The sequence below is a fragment of the Mycobacterium sp. FW102-FHT13B02 genome (assembly GCF_058790275.1).
The window spans coordinates 268051-291643 of sequence record NZ_JBYTCM010000004.1 but is presented as its reverse complement, the minus strand read 5'-3'; the positions used below and the strand labels follow the sequence as shown (position 1 = coordinate 291643).

At 59.0% G+C, this 23593-nt stretch carries 18 protein-coding genes; 11 read left to right on the top strand and 7 right to left on the bottom strand.

All coding sequences use genetic code 11. The annotated features are described in order from the left end of the window. Positions 1-322: 322 nt before the first annotated feature. From AC3WTE_RS09435 to AC3WTE_RS09425, 3 genes are all read left to right on the top strand, one after another. Positions 323-1063, top strand: coding sequence for an SGNH/GDSL hydrolase family protein (locus AC3WTE_RS09435; RefSeq protein ID WP_492437137.1), 741 nt, complete (start codon positions 323-325; stop codon positions 1061-1063). A 549-nt stretch (positions 1064-1612) separates the two neighbouring features. Continuing rightward, a complete protein-coding gene (locus AC3WTE_RS09430; protein WP_492437136.1) occupies positions 1613-2128 on the top strand; it encodes a class I SAM-dependent methyltransferase in 516 nt (171 codons plus the stop codon). 141 nt (positions 2129-2269) lie between these two features. Further along, positions 2270-3589 (top strand): hypothetical protein, encoded by a 1320-nt coding sequence (locus tag AC3WTE_RS09425; RefSeq protein ID WP_492437135.1) that lies wholly within the window; start codon positions 2270-2272, stop codon positions 3587-3589. A 187-nt stretch (positions 3590-3776) separates the two neighbouring features. On the opposite strand, the gene AC3WTE_RS09420 is transcribed toward AC3WTE_RS09425, so the two are convergent. After that, positions 3777-5885 carry an acyltransferase family protein gene (locus tag AC3WTE_RS09420; protein WP_492437134.1) on the bottom strand — a complete coding sequence of 703 codons (2109 nt, stop codon included), beginning with the start codon at positions 5883-5885 and terminating at the stop codon, positions 3777-3779. A 929-nt stretch (positions 5886-6814) separates the two neighbouring features. Between AC3WTE_RS09420 and AC3WTE_RS09415 the strand changes: the two genes are divergently transcribed. Beyond that, the gene (locus AC3WTE_RS09415) at positions 6815-8233 is read left to right on the top strand and encodes a hypothetical protein (protein ID WP_492437133.1); all 1419 of its coding nucleotides are present in this window, start codon (positions 6815-6817) and stop codon (positions 8231-8233) included. A 295-nt stretch (positions 8234-8528) separates the two neighbouring features. Continuing rightward, positions 8529-9224 (top strand): class I SAM-dependent methyltransferase, encoded by a 696-nt coding sequence (locus tag AC3WTE_RS09410; RefSeq protein WP_492437132.1) that lies wholly within the window; start codon positions 8529-8531, stop codon positions 9222-9224. A gap of 158 nt (positions 9225-9382) precedes the next feature. Here the strand turns inward: AC3WTE_RS09410 and AC3WTE_RS09405 are convergent, their stop codons facing one another. From AC3WTE_RS09405 to AC3WTE_RS09380, 6 genes are all read right to left on the bottom strand, one after another. Continuing rightward, positions 9383-9937, bottom strand: a complete 555-nt coding sequence (locus tag AC3WTE_RS09405; protein WP_492437131.1) for a hypothetical protein — start codon at positions 9935-9937, stop codon at positions 9383-9385. 317 nt (positions 9938-10254) lie between these two features. Further along, positions 10255-11637, bottom strand: coding sequence for a tyrosine-protein kinase domain-containing protein (locus tag AC3WTE_RS09400; RefSeq protein ID WP_492437130.1), 1383 nt, complete (start codon positions 11635-11637; stop codon positions 10255-10257). A 149-nt stretch (positions 11638-11786) separates the two neighbouring features. After that, positions 11787-13622 (bottom strand): DUF4012 domain-containing protein, encoded by a 1836-nt coding sequence (locus AC3WTE_RS09395; RefSeq protein WP_492437129.1) that lies wholly within the window; start codon positions 13620-13622, stop codon positions 11787-11789. Between the two features lie 36 nt (positions 13623-13658). Continuing rightward, complete coding sequence (locus tag AC3WTE_RS09390; protein WP_492437128.1) at positions 13659-14078, bottom strand: hypothetical protein; 420 nt, start codon at positions 14076-14078, stop codon at positions 13659-13661. A 520-nt stretch (positions 14079-14598) separates the two neighbouring features. Further along, entirely contained in the window at positions 14599-15525 is a 927-nt protein-coding gene (locus AC3WTE_RS09385; RefSeq protein WP_492437127.1) for a glycosyltransferase family 2 protein, read from the bottom strand. Then, positions 15522-16520: a glycosyltransferase gene (locus tag AC3WTE_RS09380; protein ID WP_492437125.1), complete on the bottom strand. Its 999-nt coding sequence runs from the start codon at positions 16518-16520 to the stop codon at positions 15522-15524. Before AC3WTE_RS09380 ends, AC3WTE_RS09385 begins: the two co-directional genes overlap by 4 nt. 168 nt (positions 16521-16688) lie before the next feature. Between AC3WTE_RS09380 and AC3WTE_RS09375 the strand changes: the two genes are divergently transcribed. The 6 genes from AC3WTE_RS09375 to AC3WTE_RS09350 all read left to right on the top strand — a co-directional run bounded on the left by AC3WTE_RS09375 (position 16689) and on the right by AC3WTE_RS09350 (position 23426). Next, a complete protein-coding gene (locus AC3WTE_RS09375) occupies positions 16689-17279 on the top strand; it encodes a D-sedoheptulose 7-phosphate isomerase (RefSeq protein ID WP_492437123.1) in 591 nt (196 codons plus the stop codon). A 19-nt stretch (positions 17280-17298) separates the two neighbouring features. Beyond that, complete coding sequence (locus AC3WTE_RS09370) at positions 17299-17874, top strand: HAD-IIIA family hydrolase (protein WP_492437358.1); 576 nt, start codon at positions 17299-17301, stop codon at positions 17872-17874. 15 nt (positions 17875-17889) lie between these two features. Beyond that, on the top strand, positions 17890-18933 hold the full coding sequence (locus tag AC3WTE_RS09365) for a GHMP family kinase ATP-binding protein (RefSeq protein ID WP_492437122.1): 1044 nt from the start codon (positions 17890-17892) through the stop codon (positions 18931-18933). A gap of 78 nt (positions 18934-19011) precedes the next feature. Further along, positions 19012-19704 (top strand): class I SAM-dependent methyltransferase, encoded by a 693-nt coding sequence (locus AC3WTE_RS09360; protein WP_492437121.1) that lies wholly within the window; start codon positions 19012-19014, stop codon positions 19702-19704. Between the two features lie 380 nt (positions 19705-20084). Continuing rightward, complete coding sequence (locus tag AC3WTE_RS09355) at positions 20085-20936, top strand: hypothetical protein (protein ID WP_492437119.1); 852 nt, start codon at positions 20085-20087, stop codon at positions 20934-20936. Positions 20937-21239: 303 nt separating this feature from the next. After that, entirely contained in the window at positions 21240-23426 is a 2187-nt protein-coding gene (locus AC3WTE_RS09350; RefSeq protein ID WP_492437118.1) for an acyltransferase family protein, read from the top strand. Positions 23427-23593 lie beyond the last annotated feature (167 nt).

Below are 23593 nucleotides of genomic sequence, written 5' to 3'. Positions count from 1 at the left end.
CTGCGTCAAGGGAGTCAGCCATGACTACAAGTCATTGGGTTTCGCGAAACTCTGCGCTGGGCGCCCTTGGGCAGTGGGGAGACGGTGAAGCCCCCCTGCTCGTATCCGACTCCGCTAGGCCGAACAGGTGAAGTCAATACGGCGCCTGACAAGAGTCGTCTGTGTCATCTGCCTCATGTTCGCACTGAGCTGTTGCGCGGCAGCCGGAAAGCCCGCAGCGGCTCATTCAGCATGTCCCCCAAACCAACTGGTCGCCTGGGGCGACTCACTGACCTACGGCTTGACTCGAATCGATGGCGTCTGGCAACAGGCCAAACCCACCATGCCTGAGACCATTGGCACCGATTTGGGCGTGCCGACAAAGAACTTCGGTTGGCCCTCGCAGGGATCGGCTGAGATCGCCGTGCGGCAAGGCGGCCTGAGACCGCAAGTGACGTTGAGCGGCGGCCGGATTCCCGCAAAGTCGACCGCGCCGATTCACGTGGACGCCATCAGCCCCACCGATGGTTGGAGCCAGTACGAGCATGCCGGGTCGTTGAAGATGCATGGCGTGCTCGCCGGAGTGCCCGGGACCTTGGAGCACACGCGGAACCCAGGGGTTGATGATTTCTCATTTACTCCCGACGCCGCTGTGGACGTTACTGTGCCCATCCCCCTGGGATCCACGTTCAGCGGAACGGACGGCCTCGAGTACCGCGGCTGCTTCGAAGTCATCTGGGCGGGCGCAAATAATTGGGCGCAACCAGCGGCAATCACCCGCGACATCGCCTCGATGGTCTCCGCTCTATCCGCCCCACCGCGTTACCTGATCATCGGCTACCTCCCCGCTACCACTGATGCGCTGGCGAAGACGTACGGATCGCGGTTCGTTGACCTGCGCGGCTGGCTGGCTTCGGACGGCTTGGCGGCTGCGGGCGTCGCGCCCACCCCCGCTGACACGGAAGCTGTTTCAGCGGGAGCGATGCCGCCATCATTGACGGTGGACGGCACTCACCTCACCCAAGCGGCCTACACCGCCGCAGGCCATCACCTCGCGTCCTTGATTGCCAAGGCACTGAATTGAGGTGCGACACATTCAGCGCTGTACGCGCCCCTCGCGTCTCTCGCGCCTGGCGGAGGCGAAGCAGCCGCGCGGACTACCTCAGGGGCGAGGACAAATTGCACGGATTGACCCAGCAGTTATTGACGTCGGCGATACACTGCGTCCGACGACGCAACGACCGTACGCAACGACCGCTTGCTCGTTGCCCACGGCGAGGGAGTCAACTATGGCCGAATGCACGCGCTCGCTGTATCGGCGGGCGCGGAGACTCACCCGTTCAGTGGCCGCTGTGCCTGCAGACTGCAGACATGAAGCCCCGCGAACCGGGCCTCAGATCGCAACGACGCTATGGCTCGGCACCGAACGGCTCGCAATCGATCTGCCGATCAATGCTGACCGGCGTCAACGCCTACTAACTCGTGAGAACCTACTGCCGAAGGCATGGGATGTGCCGAGGGTAAGGCGGGTGCTGTGTCCTTAGGCCCATGGTTCAAGAAGGCAGTCCGCAAGGCAGTCCTCGCGTACAGCCTGCGTAACCGACGGAAAAAAGCGGACCTCATTCTCGCATTCTTGGCCGAACAAGGCACCAAGGATGTGTTGCTCGTCGGAGCCACCGGTGACGAAAACGCCGACGACCCCGGCATGGCGAACTCGGGAGTGATCGAAAGAACGATCGCCGAGCGTTATCCGGTCAAGATGGGTATCAACATCGAGCCAGCCATCACCGCATACCCGTTCTTGATCGCCGATGCACGTGACATGCCGTTTGACGATGACTACGTAGACTTCGCGTTGGCTAATGCAATTATCGAGCACGTCGGCGATGAATGCGAGCAGCGACGCATGGTCGAAGAAATGACTCGGGTAGCGCGCACGTGGATCATCACCACTCCTAATAAGTGGTTTCCGGTCGAGTCACACACGTCCACGCTCTTCCTGCACTGGTTTCCTACGTGGCGCCGACACCGGAAGAACGATTTCACGCGGTTGCTATCGCGCCGTGAATTTCGCGCGCTGCTTCCCGATGGCGCCAAACTTTCTGGAAGCCTGATCAGTCCAACATTCACAGCTTGCTATGTCCGATAGAAACCCTCGATGGAGAACCCTATTGACACACGGAAAACCTAGAACCTTGCGCTGTCTCACTGCCCAATTTCGTGAGGCACCGAGTCTATCGGGGCGACAAAGCGAAATCAGATGGCACTGAGGTTCTCGCGCCGGGCGCTGATGAGTCGCGGAGCCGCCACACTGGCGATATCGGCATTCCCGTTCCTGCGCACTCCGGCCAATGCCGCATCAGATCTGCCATCCAACGTGCCGACATACTATCTTTCAGCACTCGGCAGCGACAACGCAGATGGCCGCACCCCCGAGACTGCATGGGCAACCGTCCGGCACGCTGCCGAGGCACTGCCAAGCAGTGGTTCGAGACTTCTACTCCGTCGCGGAGACACTTTCTTTGGCGAGTTCGCGCCGCCCTGGGGGTGCGAAGTAGGTGCCTATGGTTCCGGCGACAGACCGATTGTGACGATGTTCAAGATATTGAACCGCGCCGATGGCTGGGCCGAGCATGCGCCGGGTATTTGGAAGGTCGACCTCGGTTCGGCCGATACGCACGACGGTTACACGACGACATCGGATGCGAATATTGGCTTCTTGATGGTGGACAGGGCAGTCAAGGCGTCCTTGCAGCCAGATATCGCCTCGTTGAAAGAACCTTGGGACTTTTACGCGGACATACTCGCCAATACGCTCTACGTTGCCGCTCCCGCAAATCCGGCGAGCCTGGCCGACGATATCAGAGCAGCTCCGAACTGCGACATAAAGAACGGCAGCGGCGCAGTTATCTACTGCCCAAACGGTGCAAATGCGATCCATGACATCCACATCACAGGCACCGGTGGCTGTGGCGTGGCCGGCACCGGACCCGATGTCCATATTTACAATTGCCTTATTGACTTTATCGGCGGCTCTCTGCTGATCGGTCAGACGCGCTGGGGCAACGGAATCTCAAATTGGGTCAATGCGAAGCGTTGGCTTATCGAGAAAAACGAAATAGCTCAAGTTTACGATACGGCATGGAGTGCACAAGGAACTGCCGGATCCGATGGCGGATGGGAGGACATGACCTTCCGAGATAATCATGTTCACGATTGCACTCAGTCCATCGAATTTTGGTCCCAAGGCAGCGCGTCCGCCGTTGGTTTCCGCCGCATTCTTGTTGAACGAAATCTATGCGAAAGGGCGGGCTACTCCGCATTTTCCGATGTTCGCCCAGATCAGAACGTTCGTGTGCAACTTCTCACGTATTTCTGGGAGACACCGGCAGATATTGTCATTCAGAACAATACATTCGACCAAGCATTCAGCGCTTACACCTATAATCATACTGAGCCCATAGGATGCGTGTCCCGCAACAACACGATCAGAATGAAACCTGGGCAGCTGATCGAGTTTCAGCGCAGCGAGACGGTGGATCAGTTTCCGGTCTGGCAGGCAGCAACGAAGCGTGAAATAGGATCTGTTTTGAAGATTTCCGCCGAATAGGATCCACTATCGGGCATTAGACCAAAATACGCCTAGGCCTCGATTGCCAGCTGTGACCGCCGTCGGATTGTTCGTTCATCGCACAGTGCGCATGTTCTTCGAACCCGACTTTCCGAAGCCCAAGCTCCGAGGCGATAACACCGTGGCGACGGCCCTGTCGAGGTCAAGTAAGGTCGCGGTCGGGTGGTCACCGAGTAGTGGTCGCCCGCGCAGCCAATGCGCGTCGGACTCCATCCTCGATGGCCGGTGCAAGCGTCTTCGCATACGTCGTCGTTAAGTGGGATGCGAGATCGCGGTACACGATTACGTTGCCTATAACCGATGGGCAACGGTCAGCTGTGCAGAAGTACGGCGTCAGGTCGATCAGTGTCGCGCCAGGTACGAGATCTGCGGCGGCGATCAGCGGATCGGATGCCCTCAGGGCAGACGCTCTTGGCATACCGCATTCGCCGGTTCGATCATCACTGAGACTGACCCTGGTCAGGCACGCAAGCGTATCCTCGCTCGTCGCCGGAACGTCTGCTATTACGCCGATTCGACTGCCGGCCGCGGCGATCGGTGCCCACGCTTTCTGGTAGTCGGCCGGTGCGGTGCCCGACGACCGAATGGATGTGGTGAGTACAAGATCGTACGGGTGAGCGAGGAGCTTCGTTTCGATCTCGTCCATCGGACAATCGAATCGGGGTGGGTCCTGCCAGCCGCATCCCATGTAGGTCGTGAGGCGCCACTTGTTCGGCCCGAGTACCCGGAACAGCGCCGGTAGGAGCGATGCCGCGTGCGAGTCGCCTACGAACGCAATGCGAGTCGCGTCGTCACCCATGTAGCCGTAGGTGCAGGTCTTCAGCTCTTCACCTTTGTTTTGGCCCCGGTAGCACTTGTATTGTTCCGCCGCGTCGTGGGCGAACGTGTCGACACTGGGCTTCAACGGCACGTTGGGGTCCCGCAAGACGCAGCCAGGAGTCAGCATTGCTGGCGCCCCGAAGCATGGGTCGACCTTCTCAGTAGACGGGGTCGAGTCAGTTGCCTGCCCTTGGCCATCCTGTGCGCGGGATAATTCCTGCTCGCCAGAAGTCATGCCGGTGTGCCGGATACCGAGGATGGACAACACAATTGCGACGACCATGACACCACCGATGAGACCCCAGCTCGACGGGCCCAGTGCCGGCAGTCGGCGATCTTTCCGGGCGGCCTTGTCGAGCAGCCAATCCGATTTACGGATCGGGTCCTCGTAGAAGTGGTATGTGACCGCGGTCAGCACCATCGCGACGCCGAGAGCGACGGCGTAGAAGAGCGGGCCCTTCGGAATCATGGTCAACAGCAAGATGATCACTGGCCAGTGCCAGAGATACAAGGTGTAGCTGGTGTCACCAAAGTAGCGGGCGACGGGGTTGGTCAGCGCAGGCATACCGCGGATCTCGGCGCCGTGAAACGACGCGACCACGAGCGCCGTCGACAGGACAGGCAATGCCGCCCAAGGGGCGGGGAACTGAACCGTCGAATCGATCAGGAACAGTGACCCGAGCACGCCCGCGAGACCGAGGTATGCGAGCCCTGGCCGGATGACAGATGGGATGTTTGCGAGCCACGGTCCGGCGATCGCCAACAGGGCGCCGACTCCGAGTTCCCACACCCGGGTCAGCGTGGAGAAGTACGCGCTGTTCGGGTCGTCCGCCGACAGGACCATCGCCCATCCGAAGGAGGCGGTGACGATCATGGCCATCGCGCCGATCAGCCCCCACTGTCGAGCCCACGTGTTCCCGCGACGGCGAAGCCTTCGGGTGAGCGCGAAGAGCAGCACCAGCAAGGCGGGCCACACGAAGTAGAACTGCTCTTCGATCGACAACGACCAGTAGTGCTGCAGCGGTGACGGTGGCTGACTTCGTTGGAAGTAGTCGGCCCCGACCGCTTGGAAGCGGAAGTTCGCGCCGAACAGCGCGGCGTATAGCGCGTCGAGGAGCGTCTCTTTCGCACGGGTCGCGGGGAACAGCAGGTGGGAGCAAATCACCGTTACGACGAGCACGAGCACAGCGGACGGCAGGATTCGCTTCACGCGGCGCACGTAGAAGTGCTGGAACGACAACTTTCCTCTCGTCGTCCTCTCCCGGATCAGGAGTCCAGTGATGAAAAAACCACTGAGGACGAAGAACACGTCGACACCGACGAATCCACCTGGTGGCCAATCGAACAAGTGATCAGCGAAGACCGCCAAGACCGCGACCGCGCGCATTCCCTGCAGGTCCGGACGCCGAGCACTTTCGATGGTGCGGCTCCTATGCGATGTCTTGCCGACATTCATATCTGGTGTACTACGGGTAGAAGCTCCCGCGACCTTCATCCGCGGTACGCTACTCCGCTCGCCCCAGTGAGACGGCGATATTCGTGGTCTTCATTCGCTTTGGGTTTCAGTGTCGCGTCGCGATTGCTTGCGGTCGCGCCGCAGTCGTAGGGGTGGCGCCACCGTCAACCGCATGCCGTTCGTGATGGCGGTCGCAGGTGTTGGATCTGGTCGATAGTGTCCTGCCACAGCGCTTTCCACGCAGGTCGGCGTTGGGGTCCGGACAAGTGAGCGGGGAGTCGACGATGCGCCGCCGTAGTCGGAGTTCTCGAAACACATTGTCGCCCTAGCCTACTAACTCGAATCCCAGAACCCGATACGCTGCACACGGCGCTTCCCACAACGCGGTCATCTAAGAGGACAGGATCGGCAACGTGCCCAGACCCAGATGAGCGGCGAGGCCTTCGCCCTGCACACGCAGGCCACCTATCGACACCTTAATAGGCAAGTCAGGCCTCAGCGCACTAAGGCTGTGAATCAATTTGCGGACTGGCGGTCAGCAACGAAGCGTGCAATCGGGCGTGCAATCGGGCCTGTTTTGGAGGTTTTCCGTCGAATAGCCCTCGACCCCGAATCGGCTGTCGGGCATTAAACCAAAATACGTCTAAACCTCGATTGTTGGCCGGGCCGCCGTCGGAGCGTTGCTTCATCGCACAGCGCGAACGCTCTTCGAGCCCGACTTTCCAAAGCCCAGCGGTCTGCCGTCGCGTACGGCAGAACATTGCCGTGGGGCGGGGCCACTGCACTGCCCCTCGGCAACCCCGACTTGGCGACTCCAGTGGTCAGCTCACGATCCAGCTCGCCAACCGCGCGGAACCCGCGATAAATTCGCGTGCACCTTCTCGTCAAGAGCAACCACACGGCACGTCGTTCTCCGCTACCCTTTGTTGATGGGGATGCTGGCCGTCATAGCCTTCATTGCGTTCGCGATGTTGATAATGGCGTATGCGCCACAGTGGTGGATAGGCGTGGTCATCTTCCTCACCTTTGCGAGTTTGCCTACGTTCATTCCACAACAGATCTATATTTCAGGATTCGGTGTATTTCTACACGAGATTCCGCTTTTTATCGCAGCTTTCTACCTATTGATCTCTCGGCCATCAAACCGCCTTACCGATTGGTGCTGCATAGGCATCGGAGCAATTACTTCCATCGGCGTGCTCGCCGGATTCTGGAGCGGATACGATATACGAGCAATCGCAAATGATGGGCGCGGCCTGCTGGTTGTCGCGTTGTCGGTGTTTATCGTTGGCCGAATTGCCTCGACGCCGCAAGCCGATATTGCGCTTCGGGCGGTAAAAATTACCCTTTGGGTGTCGTTTGGTTTCATTCTCATGGACCTCTGGGGTGTCATGAAAGTCAACGTGCACGCCGAGGACGCGTCACTGTCCGGGAGGGCGTTTCACGGTGGCGTAGCAGGCGTGGAACGAATACTTGGACCAACAACTCACCTGGCAAGCGCTACAGTCGCTATTGTCATCGCATTGTGGGCGATCAGGCCGGATTTGGCTCGCAAGACGCTCGGCTACTTCGTTCCCGCATTCGGCATGACGGTTATCGGATACTCGCGATACGCAATCGTCCTCGCAGGAATAACACTGTTACTGACGCCGCTGTTTCAGCGAGGCGTCCGAATTTCCGGACGGACGCATCGCTACGGCGGCATGATGCGGGCGATCGCGATCGCTGTCGTCGGCATCGCTGTCTTCGCGACGGTGGGAGTGGTCTTATCCTTCGCCGGCGATATTCCCGGACTAGATGGTCTCCGAATGATTTACGCGGCGTACACGAGCCGTGTTGTCGAGGGATTCGGCGGCTATGCGCAGCACTACGACTATTCAGTGCTGTATCGGCAGAGCGAAGTCGTCTGGCTGCACAGCGCAATCTCGGGCCACGAACTGACAGGTAACGGGTTCGGCTTCCGCTACCGCCAGCCTGTCGGCGTCGGGTTCACCGCGACTTCGGGAACTTACTACGCCCATCAGTTCTACTGGTGGGCTATTGCCAAGGTCGGCTGGTGTGGGCTTATCGCGTACATGGTTACATTCTTGACACCAGTTGCACACGCCCTCTTCGCTCACGGGCGATTTGCTCTGCGGTCAGCGGCGGGGGCCGCCATTGTCGCATTCCTAATCACGAACACAGTTGTTCCCGCCCCCGAGGACGTCTCCGGTGCACCGGTATTCGGGTCCTTGTTGGGTATAGCGCTACTCGCCCGGGGTTCCCGGCAGACCCAAGACGACAGCGACAGCGCCATCAGTGAGCCGCAGTTGCGCGGCCGTGAGGACGCTCAGTTGGCGGATTCATGATCGGTTCCGTCGACGAGAAGATTCCTGCATGCGAGCGACAAATTCCGTTCCGGACCGCCTCGTATCCGCGAAATTCCGGCGGGTTGCGACACGCATTCGCCACAACGGCACGGTGTTGTCGGTCGGGTGGCCGTGGGCTTCCGGCGGGTCGATCGTGGCCCTTCTCCGTGACGGGAGGGCCGCTGGTTCTCTCGTCGAATGATCGCTGGTGTCGCGGCGGATGTGAACGCGCGCAGAGTTGTTTGCAAGTGCGCTGGGATCTGGTTGTGTCACGACTGAGTCAGCTACCCTACGTATGAACTCGCCCGAAACCAATGAACATCACTCGGAAATTGTTAGGTCGTTCATGTTGTCGGTACAGCCCGTCAAAAATTACCACGACCTGGTACGCGCGGACGTCTTTCCATTGCTGCCGGATCGGTTAGGACGAGTGCTTGATTTCGGTGGTGGTGTAGGTGCTACCGGCGCGGCGCTAAAACGACTCGGACGAGCAAGCTACGTAGTCGTGGCAGACCGGGTAACCGGGCAGTTGAATGACATCGACCGAACCTGCCTCGGCGACCTTGAAGATGCCGACTTTGTGAAGAAGATTCTTGCTGAGCGCGGGCCATTCGACACGATCATGGCACTCGACGTCCTGGAGCACCTTCGCGACCCCTGGACAACTATTGAACTCTTGCACGACGGCTTGACGCCGGATGGCGTCATCGTGGTGAGTGTGCCGAACGTAAATTACTACCAGCTCCTGCTACCGCTGCTATTTCGTGGACGCTATACGCTTACCGATTCGGGAATCTTGGATCGTACACACATTCGATGGTTCGCGAGGCATGGCGCAGTTGAACTGATGAGTTCACCTGGAATGAACGTCGAGGTAGTGCGGCCAAATATTCCGGGAAGGCGTGGCGCTCTCCTCGATAAGCTGACATTTGGTCGTCTACAGCGGTTTCTTGCCGTGCAATATCTCATCAGGTCGCGACGCGTTGACTAAAGGAATATTCAGAGAGCGGCCTAGAGCCCTTATCTTGTACTCAGCATAGAGAAAGTACTCCGCAATTTGACCGTGCACTCATTCCGGTATGCGCCTTTTCGGCGCGTAGGTGCACACCATCCGGAACATTCGCGGGGAAGTATGCTTCCCGCTGAACATCAGTGTTCCGCGTCGGCTACAGACGTCGGAATAGGTGCCGCCGGAAGGCCATCCTCCAGCGCCCACACCTTGTCGAAGTCAAAAATCCCGGTCGCCGGCGTTCGGCTTGGATCTTCGCGCCAAAATCCGTATACCCCGGGCGAGACAGGCATCGGTAGTGATCTTGATTCGTCGATTCCCGGACCCGTAACACTCACTTGACTGCCATTGCAGCGTAGGAAAAATCGGTAGCTGCGACCCAGTTCTAACGGCCGGGAAAACTGGCCTGTTGCTATTATCTTGAGCCTGCTGTTGGCATTCTGACTCTGCAAGCCCCAATCAGTCCGGCTAGCGGCAAACATAACAACATCCGTTTTGAGATTCTCGTCGCCGGCGATACCAATCATGATGGTGCTTTCACTATTAGAATTGCCGCGGCGGTTAAACTGCCCTTCGGCACCGATGGCCAGTAGCGGAGCGCGAAACTGGCGTATCGCGATGACATCACTTGTCCCGGCGTAAGTGAAGTGTCCATCCGCGATGTATCCGTCCGTCGCGGAAGGCAGGGATGCCACGTCGCCCCTTGGCGTGTGACGCAAGTTCCAACCTTCTCCGAGTCCGTTTTTCGTATCGGGCCGGTCGAACTCGTCGACGAATGACGCCTCGGCGGGTGGCGAAACCGGCGCCGCACCGATGGGTTTAGTTGATTGACTCGTCGAGCTAGGTGTCGAGATTGCGCGCGACTCATAGAGCGGAGGCTTTGGCGTGCACGCAGAGAGCACTAACAAGACGCCTACTAGGCACCCACCTCTAATAGTCGCTGATCTCGTATGCCCAAATCTGATGTCATCGCGCATCGCGCCGGCACCCCGGGAAGGATTCATCGTCCGGGTCAGTCGTTACGAGAGCGTCGACCACCATGGCCACTGCCGTAGTAGTAATAAGCGCCGTCGTAAGACGAACGATTGCGTGGGGGCGTCATTGTGAAGACGGTGCCAAGCAAGACTGCGCCTACGTTCCGAAGGGCTCCTGTTGCGTGGGACAGCTGCTCGCGCTTGGTCAGGCCATATCGTGCCAGTAGTAACGCGCCATCTGAATTTGCCGCCAACAGCGCAGCATCCGTAACCGCCAGCAATGGAGATGAATCCATAATCACGTAGTCGAATTGCCCGCGAAGCTCTGCGATCAGCTTCTTGGCTGCTTGTGATGCCAACAACTCGCTTGGATTTGGCGGTACTCCGCCAGCAGCCAAAACTGTTAATCCGGGGAATTGCGTCTCCTGCAGCGCGTCGGCAAGAGACACGGAGCCACTGAGGACGGTACTCAGCCCTACCGCTCCATCGAGCTTGAGATAACTCTGTAACATCGACCGGCGCATATCGCCATCGACGAGTAGTACATTGTTGTCCGCTTCGGTCAAAGCCAACGCAATATTAATAGCAGTCGTTGTTTTACCCTCGTTCGGAATGGAACTCGTCACAACGATTACCCGCGGTGGATTGTCTACCGCCAAGAAGCTGAGATTGGTGCGCAGCTTTCTGAATGATTCGGCAATCCCGGAATTCTCCGCGCCGAACGAGATAGCTGGGTCCGCTCGCCGGGCTTTGTCGACTGGTATATCTCCAACAACACCGACTCCAGTGATGCTCTCAAGATCTTCTTGCTTCTTGACAGTGTTGTCCATGGCATCTCGCCCGACGGCGAATGCGATACCGAGCAAGATGCCCGCGGCCAACCCAAATGCAAGATTCTGTATCAAATTCGGAACAGCCGGAGAGGTGGCGACCGCCGCGGGCTGCTCCACCACCACCCGGGTATCGGGAATGTTGCCGTCGCCCGGGGTCTCTAGCGTACGAGTCATCGCGACGAATTCGTTCGATAGCGTATTCGCGATATCGCGCGCCCGGACAGGCGATGGGTCGAGTACATCCACGTCGATCAGAACAGTGCCTGCCTTTGATCGGGCTGTAATTTCCTTACGTAATGCCTGCGTGGACATGTCGAGATGAAGCGCATCCACAGTTCGCTGGGCGAGCGCCTCGCCCGTCAGCAGTATCGTGTACGACGTGATTCTCTCCTGGGAGAGTAGATTTCCTTGGTACGTATCGGACAATGAACTACCGGCATATGTGGAAATGAATAGGCGCGTCGACGACTTATAAAGTGGAGTCGTCGTAACGGTAATTACTATTGCCACCAGCACGGCCAAGACGATCGTCGCACTGACTGTGATCCATCTCTGCCGCAATATCTTTAGAAAATTCTGCAGATTCAACGCCGCACTCTCCTTCTAATCGCCTAGCGCGTCGACCCCGACTGGTTGCTGCGAGAAAGTGTGTGGCAGCCTAGGTCCGGTAAGCTCAGCGCGTCGATGATGCTCCTCAATATATGTCACGCGGAGGTCAAAAATATGCGGATTTGCCATCACTTCTGGGCGCATTCGGGGACCTTCACCGTAGTGGCCGCCTCATCGATGAGTGGTTGTGGTGGAACTCGCGCAACACCAGGAGCCGTGGGCTCCGACAAGCGAAAGGTCAGCACCCCCGATTGCCGCGGTGGGATGGCCACCTGGATTTCGAAGGTCGGGTGATCGCGGTCCACCCCGGTGAACACCGGTACCTGCTGGCCGTTCGAGAACGCGCCCTGTAGTTTCGCGCCCTTCGTGGCGACTAGTCGAACGGACGTCACCATTGTCCCGCTTGGCAATGTGAGCGGTATATCGCTCTTGAGGCCGAGGGAACCCGCCACATACTCAGGCAGCGGTGTGTTCGGCACGACGCTCGTCAGCTTCACGGTCACCGTCGAGTTACGGGTGTCGCCGGTACAGCCCTCGGCCTCGTAAGTGACGTCCTGCCTTACGTAGTAGTCAACTTTGTTGCCGGCCAGATTGTTGAGAACGACGGCTGCATATGGTGATGCGTCATCGGGAATCGTATGAGCAAGCGGCGTCTGCTCCAGTAGCTTTTCTTCATCCGGAGACGCACTCCATAGCGCAATCCGTCGCTCACTGGCGGCTCTGCCGAGCGCATCGAGGAGGCTCCGAGGTGAGTCGACTGCGGTGGTCATTTTCTTGACGACGGTCGTCGCGATGTCCTGTAGGAACTGTTTGCGCGCTCGCTGGTCCGTCGGAAATCGTTTGTACGCCGTCGATTCGGTCAGTTCGACGACGTTGGCCGCCGTGATCAGTTCGCCGTCCGACAACGCCAGCGGTCCAGTGGCACCCAGGACGTAGCTAAGCGCAACCGGATCCATTGCGATGACTCCATCGACAGTGGTGCCCGATTGCTGCGCCCACATCGATCGCCAAATCTGCGCTGCGTACGGAAAATGTGAGCTGAGATTGCTGTTGCGAAAATCGGTGCTGGGGTTGGTGTAGCCGTACTCCTGATTGAACTGGGCGCCAAGGTCCAGCGGTGTGAAAGGCCCGCTCAATTCGGTGTTGGGGCCCAACGCATTTACGGTCGGCACACCATGGTCGAAGTGAAGAATTCCAAACCCGCCGAGTATGCCGCCTGTTCCCCTGGCCTCGGCGTTGGTCTGAAATCCCATGAAATAGGTGCGAGGTCCGTCTACGCCCATCAACAGCGGGGCGAGCTTTGCGGTGAGAGTGGCTTTATCCAGCAGGTTGGCGACTTTGGCCGTTTGTGCTTGGAGCTCCGTACGGGCGTTCCGAAGGAATGAGAAGTAAGCCGGGTCAGCGATTGCACCGGCATCTGATTCAATACGACGCGCATCAGATGCGATCTTGGATACCGTCGGCTCCTTCTCGCGAAGCTTCTGAACGTCGACGTGCGAGCCCTTGATCAAATGGGTTGGAGAAAGCACCGTGCCCAGCTCTGCGGCGGGCCTTATGACATCTGACGCCAGTCCTAGAACGACCTGCGAGATCTGCTGTGCGGTCTTGAATGGACTTCCTAGCCACGGAACATGTGCGGCGAGGTTCCATGGCATTGAGTGGGCTGCACTGTTCGCCCGTTTAGCGTCCGCTTCTGCCTCGGAGGCAAAGCGCACCGCAGCGTCAAGATCGCCGCCTGACATCGCTTCTTTCGAATGCTGTGCGTTAGCACGCGCTCGCTCCAGATGGGATTTAGCCGAATACCCTTCTAATCCCAACCAGCACAGAAATCCGATTGCGCCGACCAGGACAGCCAGTCCCACTATGCGGATGGCGCGGCGACGCTCCGGCCGACGGTGCCGATTCCTGTCGGTGCTGTTGCCGTCACCCGATGCGTCGTCGTCAGCATCCCCCGCTGTATCCACAGAAGAAATGTGTTACTCGACGAGATCGCGCGCGACCTAGCAGCCCCGAGTCAGCGAAACCGTGATGGTGCCGTACGGCCCGATCTTGGCACCGAAGCCGAGGAAGCAGGCCGAGAAATTGATGTTGGCCGTGAGTTGCTTCCACAGTGGCTGAAGAAAGCCCGGGATGATCGACAGCGGGGTGAACGTCCCGACCAGGATGGGTGCGGGCGGAGTCGGGCTCGGCGAGTGGGAGAACCACCACCAGGGCTCGTTCTCCCACCAGCTGGCCTGTGGCAGGAACGTGAGTGGACCTTGAATGATGTTGTCCACCACGTGCGTTATTGGGGCAAGTGGAACCGGTGCGGCCTGCGCCATCACCGGAGTCAGTGTGGCGGCTCCGGCTACCGCGCATGCGGCCATACCGACCTGCAACTTAGCTGTGGCGTTCGAAACATGCGTCGTGAGAACAGACATTGTCCGAGCCTTCCGATGATGAGATCCTCGTGGAGGAAATCCTCATAGGAGCATCGCAGAAATTGAGCCCGGCGTCAATAGCTAACGACGCAGGCTGCGGGATATTTTCGGCGCTCGTGGTGGGCCGAATGCCCGATCGATGAACATCGATTCCTCAGGCAGAATCCTGCCCTCGCTCTCGATTGCCCTGCGCTGGTGCCGTCATTAGCTCGGTATAACAAATCTGAGGGCTTGCCCGCACACAAGCACTGAGCGCCCCGGGTTGGTTTCCTCAGTCGGTTTGAAGGTCCATACATGGCGACCGCCGGACATCGCGATCATTTGTCTGCCACCTCACCCATGCGTTGACCGAGCAAGTACTCAAGGCCGAGACAACAGCGGCCGGCGGCCCAGACGCTCGGTGCTGTCGACGCCAGTCCATGCCTCGACCGGTGACGACCGTTGCGCGAACCGACAGAACGGTGCTCTGTCCAGACCGATCTCCGTGTGTCATGGTTGCGCCCCGACCATCAGGTCGATTTCATCGCACTCTAGAAAACTGCCGCACCCCGTCGCAGGTACCGCGAATGGCGGCGCGCACTTTCAGGAACCGTTTCTCGCGTTCGCGGAGTGCCCAGAAGATCAGCCGCAACGACTCCAGTGCTCCGCGGCCCCAGGTCAGTCGGCGGCGTTCAATCCCGGTGTCGCGTGCGTAGACGAAGCGATTGCGAGTTGCCCAATAGTAGAAGACTGAGCTCAGTCCGTACCCAGATGAAGCCCCGACAGCATGCCAAAGACGCGCTGACGGAATGACGCCCAGTCGAAGCCCTAGCTGTCGAGCCCTCCAGGAGAAGTGGGCGTCCTCCCAGTAGAGAAAGTACTCGTCGGGGAAACCGCCGACTGCACGAAACACGGACGCACGCATCATCGGAGCGGCACCCGTCACGAAGCTGGTCTCGAAATCGTCCTGTGGCACAACAGTGGTCGGGGCGCCGTAGAGCTGATGACGCACCCTTAGTGAACGCCTGTTGATGTCCCCGCCGCAGTACCAAATCCAAGCCGTGTCGCCGCTTCCACTGAAGATGAGCGGTGAGATGACATCGAATTGCCCTCGATCCAGCGCATTTTCGAGCTCCGCGAGGCAACCGGGCTCCGGCCGAGTGTCTGGGTTGAGGAGCCACAGCACGTCAGATGGCGAGATACCGCCTCGGTCGGCCAAAAAGTTCATACCGGCGCCAAATCCGACGTTGTCGTCATTGACGTGAAGGGCTACTGAATCCAATCCGGATAGGTTGTCACGGAGTTCGCGGAGATTCTCCGGCGTAGAAGCGTTGTCAAGCACATGGACCACAACCTTGCGCCCGCTGGGTGTACACAGCGGGAGGGCTCTCACCAAACTCGACGTCAGAGCCGGTGTATTGAAATGAACGGTCAGCACATGCAACGTGCCCCCTGCCGCGCTACTCATGGAATCGACAGCTGGCCCGTCTTTATGAACAGTTCACGCCATGCGGCGGCCGCCCGTTCGGAATAGTCTGCCGCAGAACGAATTTGCCCTTCGCGGGCGGACGTCGCCGCTAGGACAGCCTGCAACCAGGAATCCGGATCATTCCAGTTGTCCACAGCACCAGGAAAATTCGCACCGAGGATCGACGTCAGAAATCCCGTGCTTCGTCCGACTGTGGGAACTCCGGCTTCCAGCGCACGCAACGCGACTCCACTCTGGAAGTAGTGCTTGTAGGGCAGTAACACCGCAGCTGCAGAGCCAAGGAGTTCGGCGAACTCAGCTTCACTGACAAAGCGGTCGATGACATCCCAGCCAGGCACAGACGGCCAGCCGCGGCCGGCCACGATGGGCGTCCAACCAGCTGCTCGCAGGGCTGGAGCGATGACTAACATGACGTCCAGGTCCCGCGCCGGCTTGTACTGACCGAGGACAAGGACGGACTTCCGGCGAACAGTAGGCTGGCCCAATTGCGGTGCCCTCATGGGATGCGGCACCAAGTGGATACGATCTGGATCCACATGTTTCGCGGCAGCTGCCATCGCTTCAGGGCTCATGGTGACCAGATGTGGCCAACGGGAACCTGACAACCTGATCGCATTGGCCGCGGCGAGCGGCGACAGTCCGTCCTGCCGGGCCACTGCCTCCGGATCGTGCATCGCGATGAACGTTCGGTGTGTGTGGTGCCGCCACAGCGGCATCTCCCACCAACCGGTGAGCGGCCAAGCCACGACATTGGGTCCACCCGTACGAACATGTCGGCGCACATTGAGAACATGGGCGCCGAGTGCTTGCGCTTTCGCAAGACGATTCGAACCAACCTCACCATCACGAGAGGGAAGCCGTACGCAGGCAATGCCTGCGGCGCCAAGCGACTCAGTCAACCGCTCGACAAAATGTTCAGAGACGTTGTGCAACGGACTGTAGATCCGGACACAGGCGCTGTCACGCCCGTTCAACTGAGCTCCGCCACTTTCGAAAACATTTATATTTCCCTGGCCTTCCGCAGTGCATCTCGTCGCGGACGTCTATTGTCGGCAGACTAGCAGCAGCGCGTCGACGGCAGTGCCGGAAACCACTGTTGTGTGAACAGGTTGCAATATGTGTTGAGTCTGTCAGGAGCGCACATGAGGAGCACCGAAGAAATACTCGCCGAGACCGTCGCGGTCAAGCAACGCATCCTCGCCGACACAGCCTTGCTGGCGACCATACGAGCGGTTGAGGATCGGATCATCGCCAGCTACCAAGCCGGCGGGCGGTTGTTCATATGCGGCAACGGAGGCAGTGCGGCCGATGCGCAACACTTCGCGGCCGAGCTGACCGGCCATTTCATCTTCGACCGGCCGCCGCTCAGCGCCGAAGCGCTGCACGCAAATTCGTCTCATGTCACGGCTGTGGCAAACGACTATGACTACGCCACCGTCTTCGCCCGCGCACTCGAAGCGTCTGCTCGACCAGGTGACACACTGGTCGCCATCAGCACCTCTGGCAACTCTCCGAATGTACTTCGGGCAGCAGAGAAAGCCCGCGATCTTGGCGTCACGGTGGTGGCCATGACGGGAGCCACCGGGGGCGAACTAGCGGAATTCGCAGACTATTTGATAAACGTGCCGTCTAACGATACTGGCCGCATTCAAGAAAGCCATATCGTATTCATTCACGCCATTTCGGAACATGTTGAATATGCGCTCTTCGGATCATTGCAGCACAGCTGCTGACTATTCGACCGTCCGAGATATCGTTCGCGACCGAGCTGGTCGCCGATGGTGTCTATTCATCGATCGAGATGGCGTCATAAACCGACAAATTGTTGGTGATTATGTACGTAGCTGGGCCGATTTCGAATGGTTGCCAGGGGCTGCGACCGCAGTCAGCGCACTCCTCGAATGGGCGCCCTACGTGGTGGTCGCCACTAATCAACAGGGCATCGGCAAGGGGCTGATGACCACTGACGATGTGGCGGAGATCCATCGACACATCCGGGCGGCTACCGCCCGAAATACCTTGGAAATAACAGATTTCCGGGTGTGCCCCCACCTCGAGTCCGACTGCTGCTCGTGCCGAAAGCCCAGCCCCGGCCTTCTGCTGGACTGGCTCGATCAACATCCCGACGCAGATCCGGCACTCAGTGTCATGATCGGCGACGGCGCAGGCGATCTGCTGTTAGCTCAAAACGTAGCCGCACTCACCGGTGCGTGCACAAGCGTCCACATCGGCCCCCATGGAGACTTGAACAGCGCCGCCGATATTTCGTTCAATTCCCTGCGGGAATTTACGTACGCGGTAATATCTGCCCAGAAGGAACTCCGCTAGGGAGGAACAGGGCTCATGAAGAGAGTGCGTGGGCGGGCCCCATTACGTTTGGGCTTGGGCGGCGGCGGCACCGACGTTGATCCGTACTCAACCGAGTACGGCGGACGAATACTGAACGCGACCATCGACCGCTACGCGTACGCCTTCGCGGAACCAGGATGCGGCGAACACATCGCCTTCCAGTCGCCTGATCGAGACTGTTCCGGAGAGGCCGACATAGCCGATCTCGGCTGTCTCGAAGACAACTTCCCGCTTCACGTGGCCGTGTACCGACGGGTGATGGCAGAGTTCAATGGCGGGTCACCCTTCCCGATACGCCTCGCTACGCAGGTGGACGCACCACCCGGGTCTGGCTTGGGTTCTTCGTCCGCATTGGTCGTCGCCATGCTGATCACTACGTGCGAGCTGATCGGCGTCACACCGGGGCCTTACGAACTGGCTCAGCTGGCGTGGGAGATTGAACGGGTCGATCTAGGGATGGCTGGCGGTTGGCAGGACCACTACGCTGCCGCGTTCGGCGGTTTCAACTACATGGAATCGCGCCGCGGTGGAGAAGTGGTCGTGAATCCGCTGCGCATTCGTCGTGAGGTCATCGCCGAATTGGAGGCGTCCCTGCTGTTGTACTTCGGTGGAGTCTCCAGACTGTCTTCTGAAGTCATTGCCGAGCAACAACGGAACGTGGTCGACGGACACGAGGACGCTCTTGACGCGACCCATACGATCCGCGCCGAAGCGCTGGAAATGAAAGATCTCCTGGTGGTTGGCGACATCCCAGGCTTCGCCGATTCGCTCTTGCGCGGTTGGGAAGCGAAAAAGCGTTTGGCATCCCGGATTTCGAACTCCGATATTGAGCGCGCCTACGACGTCGCCGCCTCGCACGGCATGATTGCCGGCAAGGTTTCGGGCGCCGGCGGCGGTGGCTTCCTCATGATGATCGTCGATCCACGTCGTCGGATCGAAGTGGTGCGCGGGCTCGAGAAGGAATGCGGCGGCTCCGTGGGCCCGTGCCTGTTCACCAAGAGTGGTGCGGTGACCTGGCGGATCCCCGAGCACAAGTAGCTAGCTATGCCCACCTGTGCCAATCGTCTTGGAGCCGGATGGAGTTCGCAATTGTGACCACCAGGAGCTACAGCTGACATGACCCTGATCAGCGACCGCGCAAAGTCACTGGGCCATGTCATCATGCGCGCCAACAACCGGCGCCGGTTCCTCAGTGAGCTGCCCACGGGAGCCGAGGTGTTCGACATCGGGTGTGGCAATGATTCGCCTTACCTGTTCAAGTCCATTCGTCCGGATATTCGCTACGTCGGACTCGACGTCGCTGACTATGGGATCGACCATGACCCCAGCGAGTACGCCGACCAGTACCTTGTCGTACCGCCGAACGAGTTTCTCAGTGCGATCGAGCAGCGCGAAGGCGAATTCGACGCGGTCGTGAGCTCCCACAACCTCGAGCACTGCGCCGAGCCTGACAGCGTCGTCACAGCAATGGCGCACGCACTCCGGCCCAACGGCCGCATCTATCTTTCGTTCCCATCGGCGGACACGGTGCGCTTCCCGTCGAGGAACGGGACGCTGAACTTTTACGACGATGACACGCACGTCCGGCCACCGGACTATCTTCGCGTCATCGGGCTACTGACCGCCCGCGGTATCAACATCGATTTCGCTGCTGAGCGATTCCGTCCGCTGAACTGGGCGCTGCTCGGCCTTATCAACGAACCGCTCAGTCGCATCCGAAACAAGGTGATGCGGGGAACATGGGCGCTATATGGGTTCGAAACTGTGATCTGGGGGACAAAGGCCGATCCTCACACCACCGCTTCCTGAGCCGCCCCTGGATGGTCGGCAGCGTCCTAATTGAAGGACCCAGCCGGCGGCGGGTCTCCGTCGCCGCGCGTGACGTACGGCCTCGAGTTCAGAGGTCGGGCGCCGCAAAAAGCGTAGAGACGTTCGCGTTGGTCGTTGAACCGGCCGCGCATCAAAGGTTCCCAAACTCAAGCTCTTCAATCGCGCGGGCGTGAGCATTAGCTTCCACGCACGGTAGCTCACTCTCCCGATATTGACGCCGAAGTCAGTCACTCCAGCTACACTTCTGCAAGTCAAGCCACGCGCGGCGGCGCCAAAGCCGCAACAGCTACCGCCGGAATTGCAGCTCAGCGAATCGCCGTAGGAGCCTTTTATGCCGAGTCAGTATCGGGGACGATGAGATGAACAATCGCAAGGCTTTGCTCATGGACAAACTGGTGCGCGCCGCGGCGAAAGACTCGTCATCCGTCGGCTTTATTGCCAAACGCCTCCTGGCGCGAACTCCCGCCAGCCACGGATACTCGCTCATGCAGCAAGTCCAGCTTGGCATTTTGCCGCGACCGGCATACGCGTACACCGCTGTTTGTGCTAGCGAAACCGCGGTGCGGTTAGGGTGCGACGAAGTCACCTGGATAGAATTCGGCGTCGCCGGCGGAGCCGGCCTGATTGCTCTGGAGGCAATCAAGTCCGAGGTCGAAAAGCGCCTGCCGATCCGAGTCCGCATCGTCGGATTTGATATGGGCTCAGGGCTGCCGACGCCCGCTGACTATCGCGACCTGCCCTATGCGTGGAAACGCGGCTTCTACGAGATGGATGTTCCTCTGCTAAAAAGCAGATTGACCAGCGCCGAGTTAGTCATAGGTCCCATCTCGGACACACTGCCGGAATTTATTGAAAACGGGTCGACGCACGCTCCAATCGGAATGATCTCGTTCGACCTCGATTATTACACGTCCACCATTGAGGCATTGAAGATATTCGATTTAGCCCCGGAGTCAATTCTCCCGCGGGTGTTCTGCAATATGGACGACGTTATAGGCTCAGGCGAGGTATTTTCAGATTTCACTGGGGCACGTCTGGCCATTCATGAATTCAATGCACTCAACGAATTACGCAAAATATCAGCTTGTTATGACTTCGCACAATTCGCCTACGAGCGATGGCAAGAGAAAGTAATGGTGCATCACAACTTCCAGCACCCTCGTTATCCTGAGTACGTTGGCGACGACACAGGCGGTCAGCTACCCATCTGAGGGAGGTATGACCGTCCGGGGGACAATGGCGTCCGACAGCTCAGCGAGGACCCCACAAAGGGGTCGCCCTGGAGACAGGCCGAGCTGGCTTCGACGAATGCTATCGACATTCAGTTCACGTCACCACCACACGGGGCAGCGAACACGCACAGGACCAACGGCGCCGGCCGAGCGCCGGCGGTCTAAACATCCCGACCTGGTCAGACTCCCCATCGACCCGATTCTGAGCGTCACCGGATCGAGGAATCGGCAGCAAATTGACGATCTCGTCGATAGGATATCTCCGACCTTAGGAGACTGACCGTGACGTCAATACTCAAGAAGTATCGGCGATACTCCCGTCACCGGGACCAGATTGCCGCGGAATCGCATCAACGTCTCGACCTTCAGGGACTGCGAATGGTCGCGATGCTCACCGTGTTCGCGAACCATCTGTGGGGATGGCCAGCAGGCGGCTTCGTGGGCGTTGACGTGTTCTTCGTCATCTCCGGGTTCCTCATCACCGGCAACCTATTGCGAAGCGCCGAAGTGCGCGGCAACGTCAGATTCCGGACGTTCTACTGGAACCGCGTCCGACGCATCGTCCCAGCCGCGACCGTAGTTCTGATCCTGACATATCTGGTCTCGACGTGGCTGCTCAAACCATTCAAGGCGCACGAAGTGGGGCTCGATGCCCTGTATGCATTCATCTTCATGTCCAACTGGCGGTTCGCCGCTAAAGGCACCGACTACTTCAACGCAGACGGTGCGGCATCGCCCATACAACACTATTGGTCGTTATCGATAGAAGAGCAGTTCTATTTCGTCTGGCCCGCACTGATTTTCGTGATCAGCTTGGTTGTCCTCCGCAAGGCTTGGCCACACCAACGCCGGATGCAATTGGCCGGCGGCGTAATGGGCCTGGTCACCGCGATCTCACTGGCGTGGGCCTTGCATGAATCCGTCAGCTGGCCGGCACGAGCGTATTTCGATACGTTTACCCGCGTTTGGGAGCTCGGCGTCGGCGCCTTGTTGGCTACCGCTGTGGGAGCACTCGCGCGGATACCCGCGCAGGTAAAGGTTGCGCTGTCTTGGACTGGGTTGGCCGCCATCGTGGCCAGCAACGCATTGATCACCGATCAGGTGATGGGTTTTCCCGCCCCGTGGGCGCTACTTCCCGTCGCGGGCTCAGCGCTCGTGATTGCCGCGGGCGTTGCCGGCGAACCGGCCTATCAACCCTTCCTCCGCAATCCTGTCAGCACATATCTAGGAGACATCTCCTACTCGCTCTACCTGGTGCACTGGCCGGTGATCATTTTACTGGCAGACCTCATGGACCCAAGTCCGGCGTACTACTCAGCTGCAACGGCGCTGACCTTGGGACTGGCTATCGCATCATTTCATTTCGTCGAAAATCCGTTGCGGCGCATCGACATGACCAAGATTCGCACGCGGGTGCGCGCGCTTCAGCGCCAGAGGTTCGAGATACGTCGGTCGACGCAACTCGCCGCCATCACTGCGTCCGCACTACTTGTTGTGGCAATGACTGCCTACGCGCTGCGCCCCGACACGTACCGACACGCACTGGTACCGAACGACATTCCAGCCGTCGCATCCGTTGATAATCCGCTCGCACCAAGCGATAGACCCAGGGCCAGCGAACTTCGCGCCGAGATCACAACTGCGATCAGAACAACCGCATGGCCCCAGTTCAATCCTTCAGTTGAGACCGTCGTGAAGGGCCCCATAACCTCGCCCGAAGTAGATGAATGCGGTGGCACAAAGCTGCTCGATCCAGGAGATTGCACCTGGGGTTCACCTTCGGCGCCCACGCGTGTAGTGGTAATCGGCGATTCCGTCGCGTTGAGCTACCTCGGACCGCTGCGCCAAATGGCACTGAATTCCAATGGCGAACTCCAGGTGCACAGCGAAGCTCAGTACGCATGTTTCTTCATCGACCAAGCCGTTGCATTTAAGGATCAGAAGCTGGTCGACACTTGCGCAAGAAGGAAACCAGTGGCTGTTGATTACATCAACAGAACAAAGCCAGATGTCGTCATTCTTTCGCATTTCTACGGGGCTAAAAAATTGGCCGACGGCGAATCACTTACAGCACAGGGATGGGCTGACTCGCTACAGAAATTCATCGATCAATTCCGCTCGAGCACAAAAAAGATCGTGTTCATCGCGCCGCCACCTGACGGCGTATCTATCGATGCGTGCTATGGACAACAATCCAACACTCCGCCGGACTGCATATCCAAGATATCGCATACTTGGAAATCCATGGCCGTCGCAGAGCAGCAATTGGCGCGGGCAGTCAACGGCGTTTGGGTCGACTCGCTTCCCTGGTTCTGTTACGACGAGCGGCGCTGCCCTAGTTTCGTCGGGGACATGCTGACCAAACGCGACGATGTACACATGACGCTGTCCTACGGCGAGAAAATACTCCCCGTCATGCAGGAATCGCTAGTCGCATCTGGTGTGCTCGGGCCACCCGCATCTCGGTGAATGAAGGCCGCCGAACGTGATGTCGAGTTTGAACAGCTACGCCCCAGAGCTCTATCGGAGCTCCTCGCGGATTACGGTGGGCTCGGGAAATCCATCAGTTAGCCCGACGAGAAGACCGTCGTGCCGTCCGTAATTGCTGCTCAGCACAGCTAACTTCGTTGCGACGC